This window comes from Paenibacillus haidiansis (assembly GCF_036553665.1).
Classification (GTDB): Bacteria; Bacillota; Bacilli; order Paenibacillales; family Paenibacillaceae; genus Fontibacillus; species Fontibacillus haidiansis.
Genome location: NZ_JAZHPZ010000001.1, coordinates 66,535 through 86,003 on the forward strand (window position 1 = coordinate 66,535; position 19,469 = coordinate 86,003).

The 19,469-nt window shown below is 53.8% G+C and carries 17 protein-coding genes; 1 reads left to right on the plus strand and 16 read right to left on the minus strand.

The window, feature by feature from the left end; genetic code table 11:
- Nucleotides 1-4 precede the first annotated feature (4 nt).
- From parE to V3851_RS00355, 16 genes are all read right to left on the minus strand, one after another.
- Nucleotides 5-1,990, minus strand: a complete 1,986-nt coding sequence (gene parE / locus V3851_RS00280; RefSeq protein WP_331844496.1) for a DNA topoisomerase IV subunit B — start codon at nt 1,988-1,990, stop codon at nt 5-7.
- Nucleotides 1,991-2,071: 81 nt separating this feature from the next.
- On the minus strand, nt 2,072-3,073 hold the full coding sequence (locus V3851_RS00285; RefSeq protein ID WP_331845224.1) for an ABC transporter permease: 1,002 nt from the start codon (nt 3,071-3,073) through the stop codon (nt 2,072-2,074).
- Nucleotides 3,057-4,040 (minus strand): ABC transporter ATP-binding protein, encoded by a 984-nt coding sequence (locus tag V3851_RS00290; RefSeq protein ID WP_331844497.1) that lies wholly within the window; start codon nt 4,038-4,040, stop codon nt 3,057-3,059. Before V3851_RS00290 ends, V3851_RS00285 begins: the two co-directional genes overlap by 17 nt.
- Before the next feature lie 18 nt (nt 4,041-4,058).
- A complete protein-coding gene (locus tag V3851_RS00295; RefSeq protein WP_331844498.1) occupies nt 4,059-4,874 on the minus strand; it encodes a GDSL-type esterase/lipase family protein in 816 nt (271 codons plus the stop codon).
- A 186-nt stretch (nt 4,875-5,060) separates the two neighbouring features.
- Nucleotides 5,061-5,567, minus strand: coding sequence for a DUF4178 domain-containing protein (locus V3851_RS00300; RefSeq protein ID WP_331844499.1), 507 nt, complete (start codon nt 5,565-5,567; stop codon nt 5,061-5,063).
- 46 nt (nt 5,568-5,613) lie between these two features.
- Nucleotides 5,614-6,282 carry a PspA/IM30 family protein gene (locus tag V3851_RS00305; protein WP_331844500.1) on the minus strand — a complete coding sequence of 223 codons (669 nt, stop codon included), beginning with the start codon at nt 6,280-6,282 and terminating at the stop codon, nt 5,614-5,616.
- A gap of 145 nt (nt 6,283-6,427) precedes the next feature.
- Nucleotides 6,428-6,943, minus strand: coding sequence for a CAP domain-containing protein (locus tag V3851_RS00310; RefSeq protein WP_331844501.1), 516 nt, complete (start codon nt 6,941-6,943; stop codon nt 6,428-6,430).
- A 135-nt stretch (nt 6,944-7,078) separates the two neighbouring features.
- Nucleotides 7,079-8,086: a galactose/methyl galactoside ABC transporter permease MglC gene (gene mglC / locus V3851_RS00315; protein ID WP_331844502.1), complete on the minus strand. Its 1,008-nt coding sequence runs from the start codon at nt 8,084-8,086 to the stop codon at nt 7,079-7,081.
- 24 nt (nt 8,087-8,110) lie between these two features.
- Entirely contained in the window at nt 8,111-9,622 is a 1,512-nt protein-coding gene (locus tag V3851_RS00320) for a sugar ABC transporter ATP-binding protein (RefSeq protein WP_331844503.1), read from the minus strand.
- Between the two features lie 165 nt (nt 9,623-9,787).
- On the minus strand, nt 9,788-10,816 hold the full coding sequence (locus V3851_RS00325) for a galactose ABC transporter substrate-binding protein (RefSeq protein WP_331844504.1): 1,029 nt from the start codon (nt 10,814-10,816) through the stop codon (nt 9,788-9,790).
- Between the two features lie 201 nt (nt 10,817-11,017).
- On the minus strand, nt 11,018-11,839 hold the full coding sequence (locus V3851_RS00330) for an MBL fold metallo-hydrolase (protein WP_331844505.1): 822 nt from the start codon (nt 11,837-11,839) through the stop codon (nt 11,018-11,020).
- 118 nt (nt 11,840-11,957) lie between these two features.
- A complete protein-coding gene (locus V3851_RS00335) occupies nt 11,958-13,145 on the minus strand; it encodes a M28 family peptidase (protein WP_331844506.1) in 1,188 nt (395 codons plus the stop codon).
- A 92-nt stretch (nt 13,146-13,237) separates the two neighbouring features.
- Nucleotides 13,238-14,134 (minus strand): helix-turn-helix transcriptional regulator, encoded by an 897-nt coding sequence (locus V3851_RS00340; protein WP_331844507.1) that lies wholly within the window; start codon nt 14,132-14,134, stop codon nt 13,238-13,240.
- Nucleotides 14,135-14,177: 43 nt separating this feature from the next.
- Complete coding sequence (locus V3851_RS00345; RefSeq protein WP_331844508.1) at nt 14,178-15,158, minus strand: substrate-binding domain-containing protein; 981 nt, start codon at nt 15,156-15,158, stop codon at nt 14,178-14,180.
- Nucleotides 15,155-16,945 (minus strand): sensor histidine kinase, encoded by a 1,791-nt coding sequence (locus V3851_RS00350; protein WP_331844509.1) that lies wholly within the window; start codon nt 16,943-16,945, stop codon nt 15,155-15,157. Before V3851_RS00350 ends, V3851_RS00345 begins: the two co-directional genes overlap by 4 nt.
- A complete protein-coding gene (locus V3851_RS00355; RefSeq protein ID WP_331844510.1) occupies nt 16,942-18,600 on the minus strand; it encodes a response regulator in 1,659 nt (552 codons plus the stop codon). Before V3851_RS00355 ends, V3851_RS00350 begins: the two co-directional genes overlap by 4 nt.
- A gap of 230 nt (nt 18,601-18,830) precedes the next feature.
- On the opposite strand from V3851_RS00355, the gene V3851_RS00360 reads away from it, so the two are divergent.
- A complete protein-coding gene (locus tag V3851_RS00360; protein ID WP_331844511.1) occupies nt 18,831-19,409 on the plus strand; it encodes a hypothetical protein in 579 nt (192 codons plus the stop codon).
- Nucleotides 19,410-19,469 lie beyond the last annotated feature (60 nt).

The following is a 19,469-nucleotide window of genomic DNA, read 5'->3' on the forward strand; positions in this document are numbered from 1 at the left end:
CCTTCTATTCCTCATACTCCGTGAAATCCACATTCTCCACGATCCAGCGTTTGCGCAGGTCGACCTTGTCGCCCATCAGGGTGGAAACGCGGCGTTCCGCCTTCGCGGCATCTTCGATCTGGACCTGGAGCATCGTGCGGGTTTCCGGATTCATCGTCGTCTCCCACAGCTGCTCCGGATTCATTTCGCCCAGCCCTTTATACCGCTGAAGCTCGAAGTTTTTGCCGAATTCCTTCAGGTAGTTTTGCAGCTGCTCGTCGCTCCATGCGTACCGCACCGTTTCCAGCTTGCCGGAACGGCGGGTGATTTTATAGAGCGGAGGCTGAGCGATATACACCTTGCCTGCTTCGATCAGCGGCTTCATATAACGGTAAAAGAAGGTCAGCAGCAAGCATTGAATATGCGCTCCGTCCGTATCGGCGTCGGTCATGATAATAATCTTGGCGTAGTTGCTGTCTTCCAAGGCGAAGTCCGGGCCGATTCCCGCACCGATCGTCGCAACCAGCGCGCGGTATTCGTCGTTCTTGAGAATATCGGCCAGCTTGGCCTTCTCCGGATTGAGCGGCTTGCCCCGCAGCGGCAGGATCGCCTGAATTTTCGAATCCCGGCCCTGCTTGGCCGAGCCGCCGGCGGAATCGCCTTCGACGATAAACAGTTCGTTGCGCGTATAGTCCTTCGACTGCGCCGGGCTCAGCTTGCCGCCGAGGTTGCTGCTCTCGCTCCGCTTCTTGCCGGAACGCATGTCGTCCCGCGCCTTGCGGGCCGCTTCCCGCGCCTTGGAGGCCTGAATCGCCTTCTTGATCAGCATCTGCGCGACCTGCGGGTTTTCTTCCAGGAACACGGCCATCTTCTCCGCGACGACCGCGTCCACCGCGCTGCGCGCGGAAGCGCTGCCGAGCTGGTCCTTGGTCTGTCCGACGAATTCCACCTCGGACATTTTGACGCTGATGACCGCCATCATCCCTTCGCGCAGATCGTTGCCTTCGAGATTTTTTTCCTTCTCCTTCAGCATCGCGTTTTTGCGGGCATACTCGTTCATCACCCGAGTGTAAGCTGTTTTGAACCCCGTTTCATGGGTTCCGCCGCCGCGCGTCGGAATGGAGTTGACAAAGGAAACCAGGGTTTCCGTGTAGCCCGCGTTGTACTGCAGGGCCACCTCCACTTCGATGTCATCCCGCTCGGCGTAGAAATGAACCACATCGTGCAGCACATCCTTGCCGTCGTTCAGAAACTGCACGAACTGGCTCGCGCCGCCCTCATAAAAAAACTCGTCGGAATTGCCCGACCGCTCATCCTTCAAGGTCACCTTGAGGCCCGAATTCAGAAAAGCGATCTCCTGCAATCGTTCCGCGAGCGTATCGTAATTCAATCCGATTCCATTTACAAATACGCGTTTGTCCGGCTTAAACGTAACCTTCGTGCCCGTCTTGTTCGTGTTGCCCAGAACCTCCAGGCCCGTCACCGGCTCTCCGACATGCTCGATCCCTCGATCGTCGACCCAATACTCGAACCGCATGCGATGGATCTTGCCCTCGCGGTAAATTTCGACCTCCAGCCACTCGGACAGCGCGTTCGTCACCGATGCGCCGACTCCGTGCAGGCCCCCGGATTTCTTGTAACCCGAGCCGCCGAATTTCCCGCCGGCATGCAAAATCGTATAAACGACCTGCGGTGTAGGAATGCCGGTTTTGTGCATTCCGGTCGGAATGCCGCGCCCGTTGTCCACGACGGTTACGGAACCGTCTTTATTCAGCGAAATATCGATTTTGGTACAAAATTTTGCCAAATGCTCGTCGACCGCATTATCCACAATCTCCCATACCAGATGATGAAGTCCCGACGAGCTCGTACTGCCGATATACATACCAGGTCGTTTACGTACCGCGACAAGCCCTTCGAGCACTTGAATGTCGTCCGCGTCGTATCCCGAAGCCGCTTCACTGGGCTTGACCCCGGAGGCGTCTTCGAACAAATCGATTTGTTCGGCCATTCATGCTCCCCCTTTTAGCAACTTAATGTAGTCATTTATGTACTACAAATGCAAACAGATGTTTTGTTATACTTGTCCATTTTAATTCAATATATCCTGTTTAGTAAAGACGAGGAATGAAACAATCAGCGATCCGGCCGCCCAAATCGCCAGCACGGCCAAAGAAAATCCCAGAGTCATCCCTTCGATCGGAGCGGGCGTTCCCGCCAAATAATTGGTCAGCCCCAAGTTGACCATGAACAAATATTTTGCGCTTTCCCACGAGGAAGCCATATTCGTCAAAATACTGCCCGCGATCAGCGCCGCCATCATAATGACGATGCTGGCCGCCGTGCTGCGTACCAAGACGGAGACCATGAAAGTCAGGATCGCCACGGTGATCCCGACGAACCAGATCAGTCCGGCCTGCATGAACAGATACTTCCATTGGGGCACGGCGTGCACCCCGGAGATGTCGACATCGGATCCGACCAGACGAAACCCCGTAAACACCGGAAAGCTAAATCCTTTATACCCGAAAAACAGTCCCGAAATCAAATAGCAAATGACAAACGTCGACAATACGATCAGCGAGACGAACATGAGCAGGGTAATCAGCTTGCTGAGCAAAACCCTCCAACGGCGCACGGGACGGGTCAGCAGCATCTTCACGGTGCCGGACGTCCGCTCCGACGAGACGATATCCGCGCCGACTCCCATAATCAGCAGCGGTATAAACAATCCCGACGCATTGTCGAGAAACTCCCGGGTAAACGAGACGCCTCCCGGCTGCGCCGGATTTACATCCTTCTCCAGGTAATATTTCATTTGCTGAATATAGATTTGCCGGTACTTTTTCCATTCCTCCGGCACCCGGTCGCTGCCGAGCGAGTTCTGGTTGTCCGTAATCGCCTGCTGCACCTCCCGGCGCCAGTCCGTGCCGTACTTTTCGCGGCGGTCCTCCGCCTGCTTCATTTGCGCATATGAAAAAATCGGAACCAGCACGAGCAGCACCAGCAGCACGACGTAGAAGCGTTTCTTCTTGATCATCTTGACCGTTTCGTTCTGAATCAGCGAAACCAGCCCGTTATTCGATACTTTCATCATTCGTCATCTCCAGAAACAACTGTTCCAGCGTTGGATTGATTTTGTGTACGGAGCCGACTTTAATCCCCGCCCCGACTAAATTCGACAGCAGGCCGGGGATGTCCTCCCCCCGCATTTGCGCCACGACCGCTTTATCGCCGATGCCGGCCATAATCGCATCGTCCAGCACATCGCCAGCCTGTTCGACGACCGTTACGCCGGCTTGCTTCAGCAGCGCTTCTCCCTGCGGACGCGGTTCAAGCTCCCATACTACATAGTTGGAGCTTTCCGCAATCAGCTCGCTTACCGTACCGACGGCAAGCACGCGGCCGTGGCTGATGATGGCCACCCGGTCGCACAGCAGTTGGATTTCGCTCAGCAGATGGCTCGAGACGAACACGGCCATGCCCTGCTCGGCCAGTTGGCGTATGAACTGGCGCAGCTCCTTGATCCCCTTGGGATCCAGACCGTTGGTCGGCTCGTCCAGAATCAATAATCTGGGCTTGCCGAGCAGCGCCTGGGCGATCCCCAAACGTTGGCGCATGCCGAGCGAATAGGTTTTCACTTTATCGTGAATCCGCTCGTCCAAGCCGACCATCCGCGCCACCTCGGAGATCCGAGACTCGTCAATGCCCTTCATCATGCGTGCAAATTGCTCCAGATTTTCCCACCCAGTCAAATAATTATAGACCTCCGGATTTTCCACGATTGATCCGATCAGGCCGAGGGCGCGTTCCGGCTCCCGGCTGACATCGAAGCCGCACACCTTGACACTTCCTTCGGTCGGCCGGATGAGGTCGACCAGCATGCGGATCGTCGTCGTTTTTCCTGCTCCGTTCGGTCCTAAAAATCCGAAAATCTCGCCTTCGCGGACTTCAAAGGATACGTCCTGGACAATCCATTTCTTGCCGATCCGCTTCTTTAGGCCTTCCACCTGCAATACCGTTTGCCGCGGCTCCCGCACGGCTTCATGATTCACGGCCACGTCCGCCACACTCCCTCGCTACTCTTTTACGGCGATGCCTTGCACAATTCGCTCGGCGATGGCCTGATACCCCGTCCCGTTCGGATGGAAATGGTCGCCGGAAAGATACCGGCCGGCCTGCAGCGTAAACAGATCGGACGTCGGCACCACCAGGCCGCCGCCATGGGCGGCTACGGCATCCGCCGCAATCGCGTTCCATTTCGCCACCGCCCGGTCGCCCGCATCCTTCAGTTCTTTCATATCGGAAAACGGATTATACAAGCCGATATACACAAGCTGCGCCTGCGGATTGATTTCGTGCAGCTTGCCGATTACCTTGATGAAATTCGCCCCCGCGTTGTTTATACTCTTTTCCATTTGGGCTTCCGTGGGCAGCTCCGTCATCGTCTCGAGCTGTTCCGCACCGTCGAACAGATCGTTGGCGCCGATCGACAGCAGGATAATCCCGGCTTGGCTCAGCGCATATTGCGTGCCGCGCTCATCCAGCATCGGCAGCAGCTCCTTCGCCGTCAGCCCGTTGATGCCCAAATTGTTGACCAGTTTGGACGAAACTCCCTGCTTGGTCAAAAGATCGACCGTCCGCCGGGCAAACCCGCTGCCGGTATCATCCCCCGTGCCTTTCGCCAAGGAATCGCCGATCGCCGTCACGTCCATGGCCGCCATGGTCGGCGGTGCCGTCGGACCGCTCTCGACTTGCGAACCGGTCCCGTTCAAATCCGTACGGGCCGGAAACAAAACATCGCGGACCGCATACAGAAAACCGCAAATCAGCAGCAGTGTCGACAAGGCGGAGATCCAACCCGTCACGCGCCAAATTCGGGACCCCGTTAACATCAGCAACTCTCCTCCTGTAAAATAGTCCCTAAGCAACCTCTCCAGTTTATGTAATAAACATAAAACTTCTTGAACCCGGAAGCAAATTCGGTAAGGCATCACGCTGTTCGGGATATAAATCCGGGTCCCGGAAACATGACATAAAAAGCAGTGCCGCGGGGGCACTGCTTCTATTTGTTTCTCATTTCAGCTCGCTCTAATCACCTTGACGTCAGCGGGGATGATCTTCTCCCCTTCGTACAGCATGAAGCGTCCGTTCTGCCATTCGATGCGCAGCAAGGCGAAATCGTCGGACTGGAATTGCCATACATGCTGCTCGCCCCCCTGCATGAAAGGAGTCCGGCCGGCGACGGTTACGGTCCCGATATACTGCTCATCCAGGTAATAGGTTTTCCCGTCCAATTCCATCTCCGACGGAACGACATCCGGAGTATCGATCCGGCCGTCGATCGGACGGTAGAGCTGATATTGCAAGGCTTCGCGTTCCTCGATCAGCAGGTAGCTGATCCGAGCCCCGTCCTGGAGCGTCAGCACGACCGCGTTCCGGCCGCGGTTATGGACCCGTCCCGTGACCTCGTAGGTGACGAACGACACCTCGCACATATCGCCGGGAGACAGCGTCAGCATGCTCTTCTCCGGCTGAGGCGGCTCGGGCTTCGCGAACAGATTGCCGATTCTTTTCCAAACACTCATGAGTTCCATTGCCTCGCTTTATAGTTAATCTCGGATATGGCCGAGATTATTTGTTTTCGTACTGTTTCATCAAAGCGGCCAATTCATCCTCGACGGCCTGGTCTTTGCCGAGCTTCTCGAATTCTTCGTCCAGATCGGAAGCCTTGGAATTCAGCTCGTTGCTGGCTTCGGCTTGAGCTTCCATTTGCAGCATTTTTTCTTCCATCCGTTTCAGGCCGCCCGCGGCCGAGTCGGAGCTGAACCCGCTCATCGTCTTGTTGATTTCGGTTTGCGCTTTAGCCGCATTGTAACGGGCTACCAGCGTTTCCCGCTTGTTCTTCATCTCGGTCAGCTGCTTGCGCATTTCCTCCAGCTTCGCACGGAGATTGTCGGCGGAGGCTTTATTTTGCTCGTAGCTTGCCCTGTACTCGTTCATCTTCTCCTCGGCGGCTTTCTTCTCTTCCAGGGCGCGGCGGGCGAGATCGACATTTTGGGCTTGGGCCGCCGTGTGGGCTTGCTGCGTCCGCTTGGCGACGAGCGCTTCCTGCTCTTCATAAAGCGCCTTGAATTTCTTCTCGATCGCGATTTGCGCGGCTACCGCTTTCTCCGCGTCCTCCAGATCTTCCGTCATATCGCGGATATATTGATCCGTCAGTTTAATCGGGTCTTCCGCTTTATCAATCAGCGCGTTAATATTGGACATGGTTAAATCACGCAATCTTTTAAAAATCGACATCGTTCATTTTCCTCCCTAATTTTAAGTATCTTGATAAATGTTTACGTATCGAGCGGCTCAAGGTTTCATCGGGAACAAAAATATTTTTGCGCATATGAAAACCGCCCCGGCCGTTTAGGCTAAGGAGCGGTTAGGATTGAAAATTTTATTTGGTCCCGATAAATTCCTGTACCCAATACCCGTTATAATAACCTACCCCGATCAGGTTATAGTTGGCGTTCAAAATGTTCGCCTTGTGGCCCGGGCTGTCCATCCAGTCAGCTACGACCTCTTTCGCGGATTTCTGGCCTTTGGCGATATTCTCGCCGGCATATCGGTAGGTGATATTGAACGCGTCCATCATATCGAAAGGCGAGCCGTAATAGGGTGAAGTATGATTGAAATAATTGTTCTTGTACATATCTATAGCCTTCGTCTTTGCCATTTTCGTTAAATTCGTATGGACGGTCAGCGGTTTCAGGCCCGCGGCCTCCCGCTCTTTGTTGACCAGCGCGACGACCTCGGCGGCGCGTTCGGTTTGGATTTTGGCGTACAGGGCCGCAAGCCGCTGAGATTGAGCGGCGGATGCGGTTTGTTCGCCGCACGGTACCAATATCAAGGCTCCCGCCAAGACGGAGAATACCAAGCCGGTTGAAATGCGTCTTAAGTTTGTCTTCTTCATGGATACTTCTCCCCTTAGTAACTTTTCCAATAAATTTGCTATTCTTTGTCACATTTTAACATGAATGCATAATTCACGCATGCGAAAAAAATGGAAAATTGGAAATTTGGTTAAGGGGCCCATAATGGAATGCTATTATTTCTTGGATGCGTATTTCCGCATGTCGAAGGCAACCGCGGCGACGATGATCGCGCCTTTGATGATTTGCTGCCAGTACGGACCGACTCCGACGAAGGTCAAGCCATAGTTGATGACGGTGAAGATGAGTACGCCAGCCATAATGCCAGGCACCGTACCGATCCCGCCGGTGGTGGATACCCCGCCGACGACGCAGGCCGCAATGGCGTCCAGCTCGTACATGTTCCCGTAGTTGTTCGTCGCGCCGCCGGTTCTGGCCGCCTCCAGCACCCCGGCGAGTCCGTACAGGGCGCCGGCGAAGGAGTATATAAGAATCAAATATTTGGTTACATTAATACCGGATACTTTGGCCGCTTGTTCATTGCCCCCGATCGCGTACATATTTTTGCCGAGCCGGGTTTTGTTGAACATCACCCAGACAATGAAGCAGACAACGATGGCGATGATGACGATGTAAGGAAGCGAATATTGTCCGCTGCCGATGCTGCCCGAGCCGAGATTTGTAAAATCGCCGCGCAGCCCGCCGATCGGTTGCGATTGGTTCGGCTCCGTATCGAAGTACAGCGAGTTGATCCCGTAGATGGCCACCATCGTGCCGAGCGTGGCGATAAACGGCGGAACTTTGAATTTGGCCACGATCAAGCCGTTAATCAATCCGAAGATCAGGCCGACTACGATGGCGATCAGGATAGGAATTAACATATTCAATTGCGGGAGGTCCGGGAAGAAGCGCCGCGGATACTCCTCCACCTGCAGCATGGACGCCGAAATAACCGCGGTCAGCCCGACCATCCGCCCGGCCGACAGGTCGGTGCCGCCGGTGATCAGAATGAAGGCCACGCCGAGGGCGATAATGACCCGGGTCGATGACTGGATCAGAATGTCGCGGAGCGTATTGATGCCGATAAAGCTCGGGTCGTACACCGCGATGCCGATCACGAGCACCGCAAGCACGATATAAATCGCATTTTGCGTAACGAAATTTTGCAGTTTTTTGGTTTCCATGATTTGCTCCTCCTTCTCTTTGCCTTAATGCTGGGCAGCCAAGCGCATAACTTCTTCTTCCGTAGCCTTATCCCCGTCCAGAATCCCTGTCAGACGGCCTTCGGACATGACCATCACACGGTCGGACATGCCTAGCAGTTCCGGCATTTCGGATGAGATCATGATGATGCTTTTTCCTTGCGCGGCCAGATCCGCAATAATGGAATAAATCTCATACTTCGCCCCGACGTCAATCCCGCGTGTCGGCTCGTCAAGCAGCAATATTTCCGGCTCGGTAAGCAGCCAGCGCGCCAGCAGCACCTTCTGCTGGTTGCCGCCCGAAAGATTCATGATCAGCGTTTTGGGCGAAGGCGTCTTGGTCCGCAGCTTCTCGACCATTTTGTTGGCTTCTTCCTTTTTCCGGCGGTTATTCAGCAGTAAATAAGGTTGTACGTAGCGTTCTATATTGGCGATCGCCGCGTTTTCATGGACCGACAAGACCGGAAAAATACCGGTCGTGCGGCGTTCCTCCGTAAGCAGCGCCAGGCCGTGCCGCTTGGCATCGCCCGCGCTTTTGATTTTGACCTTTTTACCGTTAATTTCGATACTTCCTCCCGCGATTTCGCGCAGTCCGAACAGCGCTTCGATCAGCTCGGTCCGCTGCGCGCCGACGAGCCCGCCGACGCCGAGAATTTCTCCCTTGCGAAGCTCGAACGAAATATTCTTGAACGACTTCGGATTGGATGAAGTCAAATTATCTACCTTGAGAATGACGCCGTCCGGTACGTTATGCCGGTCCGGGAACCGCTGGGTCAGATCGCGGCCGACCATTTTGGAGATGATCAGATCCGTCGTCATTTCCGAAGCGGGCCAGGTTCCGATTTTCTTTCCGTCCCGCATGATCGTGACATCATCGGAAATACGCAGGATTTCTTCCATTTTATGGGATATATAAATGATGGAGACTCCGCGTTTCTTCAAATCGTTGATAATGCGGAACAAATGCTCCACTTCAACGCTCGTCAGGGAAGACGTAGGTTCGTCCATCACGATGATTTGCGAATGGAAAGATACCGCTTTGGCGATTTCAATCGATTGAATTTTGGAAACCGACAGCTTTCCGACGATCGTTTCCGGATTGATATCGATATCCAATTGTTTAAACAGCTCTTCCGTATCCCGGTACATTTTCTTGTGGTCTACAAATTTGAGCGGACCGAAGCCCATTACCGGGAATCTGCCAAGCCATATATTTTCCATGACGCTGCGGAACGGCACCGGGTGCAATTCCTGATGGATCATCGAAACTCCCAGCGCCAGCGCATCGCTGGAATTGTTGATTTCGGCTTTTTGACCGTTCAAATAAATTTCTCCGCCGTCGGGTTTATAAATTCCGAACAGGCATTTCATCAATGTCGATTTCCCCGCCCCATTCTCGCCCATTAACGCGTGAACGGTTCCGGGCCGCACTTGCAAAGTAACGCCGTCCAGCGCCTTAACGCCGGGAAATTCCTTGGAGATGCCTCTCATCTCCAGCGCGTATTTCTCTTCAGCCATAGTTTCGCCCCCTAAATAGTCCTTTTCCAACAGAGGCACAGCGATCGTTTCCTCCTAAACGCGTGGTTTCAATAAATCGGGAGGTCCGGCCCCACGGGTCGCGAACCTCCCATGCCCCGCTTCTTGATGAGAAGTCCTGACGGCAATGCCAGCGGGTACAGCGGTTTATTTAAAATCGGCTGCGTTCTCTTTCGTCACTTTTTGATAAGGAATCCAGATATATTGATTGTCGGTAATGTCGTAGCCGATGCTGTCCTTCGTGATTTCGCCGCCTTTCGCCAATTGGGATGCCAGCACAATCGAGGCTTTGCCTTGGTTTTCGGCATCATTCAGTACGGTGCCAAGCATCGTGCCTTGTTCCAGCGCTTGAATGGCAGGAGCGGTAGCGTCAACGCCGACTACCGGCATATATTTGTCGCCCGTGAAATATCCGGCCGCTTTCAGCGCCTCGATCGCGCCGAGCGCCATATCGTCGTTGTTGGCGAATACGGCTTCGATCTTGTCGCCGTTCGCCGCAAGGAAGGCGGCCATCTTTTCTTGACCTTTTACGCGGTCCCACATCGCGGTATCCTCGGCTACCTTTTCAACCTTGATGCCGGCGTCTTCCACCGCTTGAATGGAGTATTGCGTGCGAAGCTCGGCGTCCTGGTGGCCCGGTTCGCCTTTCAGCATGACGTATTGGAGCACGCCGTCGCCATTTTTGTCCGCTTCGGGATTGGCTTTCCAATAATCCACGATGATTTGGCCGGACATGGTGCCCGATTCTTCCGCTTTCGCACCGACGTAGTATACTTTATCCCATTTCTTCATGTCTTCCGGAAGCGGCTCACGGTTTACGAACACCACCGGCGTGTCCTTCGCTTTGGCTTTATCGATAATGACACCGGCAGCGGTACGGTCAACGGCATTGATAACCAATGCGTCCGTATTCTTCGTCAGAAACAAGTCGATTTTATCGTTCTGGGTAGGCTGCGAGTTTTGGCTGTCGACGATATCGACTTTGGCGATACCGCTGGCGTTCTTCTCGATGGAATTGCGCACCCCGGTCATGAAGGTGTCGTCAAACTTGTAAATCGCAACGCCTACCGACGGTTCTCCGCTTCCGCCGCTTCCTTTGTTTCCGCCGCTAGAGCAGCCCGCCATCGTAGCTCCGAGCAATAATGCAGCCAATAATGCCGTACCGACTTTTTTCATTCTTTTGACCTCCTGGAATGATATTGTAATATTTCTTTCTTCATGGTTACGTTTTCATTATGCCTGCTTTCGATCCGCTTGCGAATCAAAAATCCTGAGATATTCTATTAAAATTCTGATGATGTTATTTTGATAATTACAAAAAAAATCGGAGGCAATCGTGAATCGCCTCCGCCGATTTTCGGCTATTTCAAACCTTATTTATTTCTTTTCGGTACCGACATACTTCCCTTGCTTCGGCACGGCCAGCTCGTTAAAATGGTCCGCGAGCCGCTTCAGCCCGCCGCGCAGCTCTTCTCCGGACATCGGCTGGCCGTGGCCCGTAACGGCGGTTTCCGGATCGAGCGCGGCCAGCGCTTTCACGGATTCCTCGGCCCGGCCCCAATCCGGGGTAAAATACATCGGCGGCCCATGCAGCTCTTTGCTCTGCTGCATTACCGCGAGCGCAGACTCTTGCTTGACCGTGATAAACGCATCCCCCGCTATAAGCGTGCGGTCCCGGTCACGGAACAAAGAAATATGCCCTGGACTGTGTCCTGGTGTGGCAACCCAGCGCCAATCCCGCGCTCCGGGCACAAGTCCGTCGTCTTGCAGCGGGGACAGTCTTTCCTTCAGGTCGATGGCCCGGTTCGGGTACGCCGGGGCCACCCCCGCCATCAGCCCGCCGCCGACGGACGGGTCGCCTTCGGGGTAATCCTTCAGCCCGGTCAGATATGGGAATTCGTCGACATGGGCATAGACCGGAATCCCCCAATGATCGGCCAGCTCGATTACATTGCCGACATGATCGAAATGACCGTGCGTCAAAACGATCGCTTTCGGCGGGCGTCCGTATATTCTGTCCGCTTCCCGCTCCAATGCGTTCCTGAACGGCCCGAGCCCGGTATCGACCATAATCCAGTCGCCCGAATTTGGCTCGCCGATAAATACGACATTCACCATCAAGGTACGAATGCACCACAGATCATCGAGGACCCGGGTTGTATCCACCGTTCCCGTGTGCAGCATATCTTTCTCACTCATCAATCTTTCTCCTTCCGTTTGATGGAGCAATCTAGATTCATTCAGTAATTTACCCCATGGTCAAAAAAGTACTCCCCGATGGCGGGGAGTACACGGAATTCCGGATGGTCGCCGCCGGTTACCCGATGGCCAAATCCTCCAGGCAAGACTCAAGAAACCGGATAACCCGAACAAGGTTATCGGGATCCAACAGACTCAAATTATCATCGGGCGTATGCAGAATACTATCCGCCAACCCGAAAATGGACGCTGAAGTTACCGCGACGGTTGGAATTCCCGTGGAGGCGAACAACATATGATCCCCTTGCGGCCAAGGCTCCGTAACTACAAATCCGGGTATTTTCCCAGCACGGTCTCCGATCAGCCGTTCCAACTCCGGGGAGCTTGCATAGAAGGAGAGAGAGGTGTTGCTGCCGATCAGGCCAACGCCGTCAATGTTAAAGGCATGCGTATAGTTTCCGGAACGAAAAAGATCGGAAGACAGGTAAGCCATTTCGCCGGGTGCAGAATAATAATCCTCTCCGTTGAAGAAAACAATTTCCACCTTATGCGACAATTTCTTGTTCTTCAGTAATGGCGCAAGAGCAAGCAACACAGCCACACCGGACGCATTGTCCAATGCTCCGCTCGAAGCCGGTTTCGTATCGAGATGGGCGGAAAAGGACAAGGTGGAAGGCCCGTTCCCGAAGGCAGCGATGACGTTCGCAGATTTGGCCGCCTTCCGTTCGGCCTTGACATGAAGATAGGCCTTGGAACCGGCGGCGCCGAGAAATACCGGCAAATCGTTTCCTGCCGCCGCCGCGCAGGGAATATCGAAATCACCGTCCTCAATTACCGGGACCGGCAATTTGGGAGTGTTGCTTACAGTGATGACGGCCAGAGGTCCCTTCTTCTCCAGCAGAGTAATTATTTCCTTATGCTCCTCAGGGTTATAAAAGAAAAAATTCTTGGGCATGAGCGGCTCCTTGCATAGCTCCCCGAACAGCACCGCTATTTTTCCCTTCAAATCGCTTTCGCGCAATGCCGAAACCGTTCCGATCGGAACGATTTCCGCCTCGCACCGGCACGGAAGCGAATAATCGGCCGCGACCACCTGTACGGGATGCCCGTCCACCGTTAAGACAGCGCCGTTATTTTTCCAGTCCATGCAGTCAAATTCCTGGAGGTGAACCCTTAGACCCGCTTCCTTCAATTCCTTGAGGCAGTATTCGACCGCATGCCGGTTATTATCCGAGCCTGTAGGCCGCGGGCCGATTTCTTGGCACAAATAATGAATATGCCTCTTTACCGCTTCTTTCATCTCCATGAGAATCATCCTTTCGCTTTCGCAATTGATCTTCCGTGAAGAGAATAACAAAAACGGCAGTGGCGTTCTTGACTTCCTTTGTGAAAATGGGATCAAATCGGCTTTACCGGTCGGGCCTCGATATATCCGCGATATCCCTGGGGTTCCATTTGGAAGCGGGGAGCCGCGTCATCCGCCCATTCATATCCGATCGCTGAAGGGTCATATTTACGGATTACGGATTGCAAATTCCGGACGGCCTCCCGGAAACGTACGTCCTCAAAGGGCTCTCCTTGAAAGATCAGCATTTTACAGGCTGGCAGATCCAGTATTTCCAATCCCTCCGGCACGATTCCGTCATATTGGCGAGGCACCTCAACTCCCTGAACATAAACCGATGTCCCCTCGGGGCGCAGATATTCCGGCAGCCACATGCCTACCGGTTCATAAAGCGCTTCCTTAACACTGCATAAGAGACCCAGAACATCGCAGCCCACTTCCTTTACGTATTGAAAATACCCTTCCGCTCCACGTCCTCTTTTTAAAATCAGTTTCCTCGCCGGGAAATCCGTAACCTGAACATAATAGGATTGCCGAAGAGGGGAGTCCAATTTTTCTTTGGCGAGTTCCGGATAATAAGTATCGCGGATCGGCGACGGTTTGAACAGATAGATCGGAGGCGCCGCTTTCTTGTATTCCATCGGCCCGACGCCAAACTCCTTCCGGAATGCCCGGGTAAACCCCTCGTGGGAATCGAACACGAAGTCGAGGGCCACTTCGGCGACCTTATCCCGATCGTCGCGCAGTTGAAGTGCGGCTTGGGTCAGTCTTAGCGAGCGGATATACTCGAAGGGGGGCTTTCCCGTCAGTTCCTTAAATATTTTTGCAGAGTGCCACGGCGAATAGCCGGCGGTACGCGCCAGTGCTTTTAAGGTGATCCGCTCCTGCAAGTGCTGTTCGATATAGTCCTGCATCCGCTGAACCGCCTCAATCCAATCCCGATGCTCCATGAAAATTCCACCCGCCCTATTTACAAAATTGCCTTTAGATTTTTTACTTCACAAACGGAAACAACAGCTTCTGATTTTCCGGCCACAGCATGTTGTCCAGATCGATGAGCTTGATTCCCGTCTGAATTTTGTCCTCCAGGCGCTCGCCGCGCGCGGCCTTGACCGCGGCCGAAACCGCCATATAGCCGTTGTTGAACGGATTCTGCACCACCATCGCCTGCACCGTTTCCTCCTGGAGCAATTCCAGCATTTCCGGCGGGTTGTCGAACGCGATCATTTTGATTTTGCCGCCGTAGCCCATGAACTCGACCGCCCGGCCGGCGCCGATGGACGATTCCGCGCTCAGCGAGACGAGCCCGTCCAGATCGGGGTATTTCAGCAGCATCTCCCTGGTCAGCCGGTATGCCAGCGCCTCGTCCGACCCGCAATAGAGAATGTCCACGACGCGGATGCCGGGGAATCTTGCCGTGTAATCGAGAAAGCCCTCTTCCCGCTGGTCGGCATTGCGCGCTCCTTTGACAAAATTGACGATCCCGATGGACGCCTGTTCCCCCGTCAATTCCACCAGCCGCTCGGCCGCCTTTTGCCCGGCTTCGTAATTGTTCGTGCCGACATAGGTTTTCACCTTCGTAGAGGCCACCTCCGAGTCCATCGAGATAACCGGGATATCGTAATACGAAGTCCGGTCGGTCACCTGCCCCAGCGCCTCATAGTCGCTGGCGGCCAGCACGATCGCGTCCGGACGGCGGGAGATCGACTCCTCCATCAGCCCGATCTGCTCTTTATAATCGTTCTCGTTATCGGGAGCGAGAAAATTCAGCTTTACGTTAAACTCCTTGGCCGCCACCTCTGCTCCCATTTTGATCGTATTCCAATAATCGCCGCGGTCCATCTTGACGATCATATCGACGACAAGCATCTTTTCATCTTTTTGCATGCTGCCGGCCGGGGCGCAGGAAGCCGTGAGCGGCAGCAGCAAAAGCAAGAGAAACGCTCCTTTGGCGAGCATACCGCTCAGCTTCATAATACTTCCCCTTCTTTCTTTGAAGGTTCGGATCTGACGATCGGCAGCGTTATCGTAACCATCGTGCCTTCTTCCGGCTCGCTGTCAAAATGAAGCCCGTAAGGCTTGCCGTAATACAACCCGATCCGCTCCTGCACATTGATCACGCCGACGCCCGACCCGCTTTCGCTGCGCAGGTTTCCGGACAGCAATTTTTCCACCGTTTGTTTCGTCATGCCGATTCCGTTGTCCTTGATGACGAATTGCAGCCGCTCACTGCTGAGGCGAACATAAACCCCGATAAACCCGGCCTCGGCCGATTTCTCAATCCCGTGATGAATGGCGTTCTCGACCAAAGGCTGCAAAATGAGCTTCAACGTAAGGCAATCGAGACTCTCCGGATCGGCCTGGATCTCGTAACGGAACTTGTTTTTGAAACGGATCGTCTGAATAATGAGATAATTGCGTACATGCTCCAGTTCATCCTGAACGGAAACAATATGGCTGCCCTTGCTCAAGCTGATGCGGAAGAACCGCGACAGCGAGGTGATCATGGTGACGACCTCGTCATTTCGCCCGAGCTCAGCCATCCGGGTCACCGAGTTGAGCGTATTGTAGAGAAAATGCGGATTAATCTGGGCCTGCAATACATCCAGCTCGCTTTTCCGCTTGGCCTCCTGCTCGCGGATGATCTGGTCCATCAGCTCGCGGATCCGCCGCAGCATCAGATTGAACCGCTTCGAGAGCTGCTCCACCTCATAAGCTCCGCTGACGTAGACGTTGGTGCCGAAATCGCCCTTCTCGACCGCTTGAACCGACCGCTCCAAGTGCCGGATCGGCTGCGATATTTTCGCCGAGACATACAGATTGATCACCAGAATCACCGCGATGGCCGCCAGTAAGAACCCGTACAAAAAACCGCCCAACTCCTTGCTCGTCGTGAGATATTCATCGGCGTAAGCAACGCCAACGATTTTCCACCCCGCCGGCTTCACCGTCCGGATCGTTATGATGCGCTGCTCCCCTTCGGACTCGTCGAGATAGCTCCCGAAGGCGTAATTCAGCACCGGCTCCAGGTTTTCGTATTTGAGCCCGGCATAAATGAGCTGCTGCTGCGGGTGATAGACGATATTCCCGACGCTGTCGATGATATAGACGTATCCCTTCTTGCCCAGCTCCACCCGCTGGCTCAGCTCATCGATCGTCCGGAAATTGATATCCATGACCAATACGCCCTGCTTCACCCGCGAATCGTCCCGATATGTGATCACTTTGCTCATCGACACGACCCAGCGGTAGTCCGACTTGAACAGATTCTGGATATGGGGCGGCGTAAATTGCAGCGCATCCGGATTACGAATCGCCGACTCGAACCACAATTGTTCGGTCAGCCGCGTATTTTTGCGCATCGGGACGTCCGGAACGCCACGGACCAGCTCCCCGTCCATGGTAAACAAAGCCAGCGAGACCAAATCCTTGCGCGTGGTCAGAATCGTTTCGAGCTGTTCGCCCAACTTCCGGTCGTCGGGGATGTCGGACACGCCGTTCATATTTCGTTGCGCCACTTCAAACGTATCCTGCATTCCGCTGACGTAGAGCTCAAGATTGGCGTTGACCTGCTGGATGATCTGTCCCAGATTCAAATAAGCGCTCTCTTCAGCCGCTTTGGAGAAACGGTTAAACAGCAGCATGCTGACCAGCAGTACGGTCAGAATTGTAATCGTAATGGAAGACACGGAGATGAGCACCTGGATTTTCCGGACATGAAAGCCCTTGAAGAACCGGGTGATTGCGCGGAGCCATTTCATACCGTCCTTGCTCCTCCCCGGTATTCTTTGGGCGAAATGCCGAATTTCTTGCGGAAGCAGAAGCTGAAATAGTTCGGATCCGCGAATCCGACGCGCTCCGCAATTTCAAACGCCTTCAGGTCTGTTGTCCGCAGCAGCTCCCGGGCCGCATCCATCCTGACGCTCATTAGATAATTGACGAAGGTCATTTTCGTTTCTTTCTTGAAAATATTGCTGAAATAGCCCGTGCTGATATGAAGCTGCTTGCACACTTTGCTGATGGAAATGTCGGTCTCCCCGTAATGGCGCTGAATATAATCCTTCGCCTCCTCCACCAGCTTACCGTAACCGGTCTGGCGCTCGCTCGCCACCCGGTGCTTCAGCTTGAGGCATATCCCCGAAAACCACCGCTTGGCTTCCGCCGCATGCGACAATTTCGTCACCTGGCCAAGGAAAGAACTGCCGTCGCCGAACAGCTTATCGAGGTCCTGATGCACATCCTGGGCCGCCTTGATGACCGCGGTCAGCATCATAAGCAGATAAACCTGGAAGTCCTGGGACGATATCCGGCTATCCACGAGCCCGCTAAACAGTTCATCCAAAAGTTCCGCAAGCTCCCGGTCGCTGCCGACCTTCAGACAGCGAATCAGCTCCTTTTCCTTCATCTCGTCAAACACAAAAGGGACGGTTTGCCGGTTCTCGACATCGTTAATCCAAATCACTTTATTGCCGCCGTACAGCAGCCGGTAATCCAGCGCCCGCAGCGCTTCCTGGTAGGAAGAAAAGACTTCGCCAATACCGGTAACCGCCGAACCGGCTCCCAGCGTAATCGTCAGCTTCAAATACCGCTCCACACTGAACCGGATTTCCTCCAGCAAATCGAGCGTCGCAGCGACCGTGTCCTCTATGTCAGCGCTCTCAAAAACGCTTAGCAGCACAATCTCGTCATGATGAATAAACACGTGGTCCCGCGGATTCCGGCCGACTATCTCGTCCGCGATGTTGAATACGGCGAACAGCTGCAATTGCATATCATTCGTCTCGCGAAGCGAGGGAGATGATCCCGAGGCCGCCTTGCTCCCCTCTTTGTCCCCGAGGGCGGGAAGGGGATCGATCCGCATCACCGAAACCATGTAGCCTTCGCCTTCGAGATTCAATTCGTAGTGCCTGCTCTTCTCGCGGATTTCATTCCGGGTCAGGCGCCGGGAGACGAGCGAAGACAAGAACAGGTTTTGCAGAATCGGCAGGTTTTTGCGGTAATGCTCCGTCAATAGCTGGACATTTTCTTTGGCCGCCCGCTCCTCGTCGATTCCCTCTTTGACTTTCCGCAAACTGGCCGCAAGCTCCGCCGCGGAAAAAGGCTTCAGCACGTATTCGTCTATGCCGAGCCGGATCGCCTTTTGCGCATATTCAAACTCTTCATAACCGGTCAGAATAATGATTTTCGTGGCCGGATAGGTCGACCGAATCCATTCGGAAAGCTCCAGGCCGTTCATAAACGGCATTTGAATATCGGTGACCACGATGTCGGGGAGATGCTTCTCCATAAGCTCCATCGCTTCCTTGCCGTTCTCCGCCGTATCCGCCACCCGCAGACCCAGACTCTCCCAATCGATTAATTGCAGCAGCCCTTCTCTCACATCTTCTTCGTCGTCGGCCAATATCAGCTTATACATTGAAGACCATCCTCTTCCCCTAAATTTCCTTCCCGATTTTATCGTATCCGCATCCTTTTGTAAATGTAAGCAATTTCAATAATCAGGGCCATCCACGACCTTGGTCCAGTTCAAAATTCCGCCCTAGGGCCGTTTCGGTATTTTCTGGGAGCCAGTACCATGTTAATATCAAATGGAACACCATTGATTGGCATACATATCCAATATTAAATTAATGGCGGTCGAATAATATGAAAACCAAACAAATTTATATCATGCTGAGCAATCCCAACACGGTCGTGGCAAAGATGATCGGTTTATATACCAGAGCCCCTTACAATCACGCTTCCATCGCGTTCGATCCCGAACTCAGCGAAATGTACAGCTTCGGGAGGAAGCATCCCCTGCTGCCTATGTTCGGCGGTTTTGTAAAGGAAAACATCCATTCGCGCGTATTCGAACGGGCCACCTGCGCTCTGTACAGTTACTCCGTCGACGAGGGAACCTATAATGAAATGCGCGCTTATGTCCGCCGGTTTGAAGAAAACCGCGATTTGTACAGCTACAATTATCTTGGATTATTGGGCGTTATCTTGAATACGGAGCTGGGCGGGGAAAACTCCTATTTCTGCTCCCAGTTCGTCAGCAGCGTATTCCAGGAATGCGGCGTGAAGCTGCTCGACAAATCCGCTGGGCTTACGACACCGGACGATTTCTCGACTTCCTCGCTCCTTAAGCTTACTTTTCGGGGGGAAATGGAAATCTACCGGCGCAAGTATTGCCGCCCCAGCGATGCGCTTCCGGAGCAGCATATGTACGCGACAAATTGATCCTCGGGCTCACAGCCCGCAAGGCTTAACGGCATTTCTTAATATGTAGAGTAAGACCAC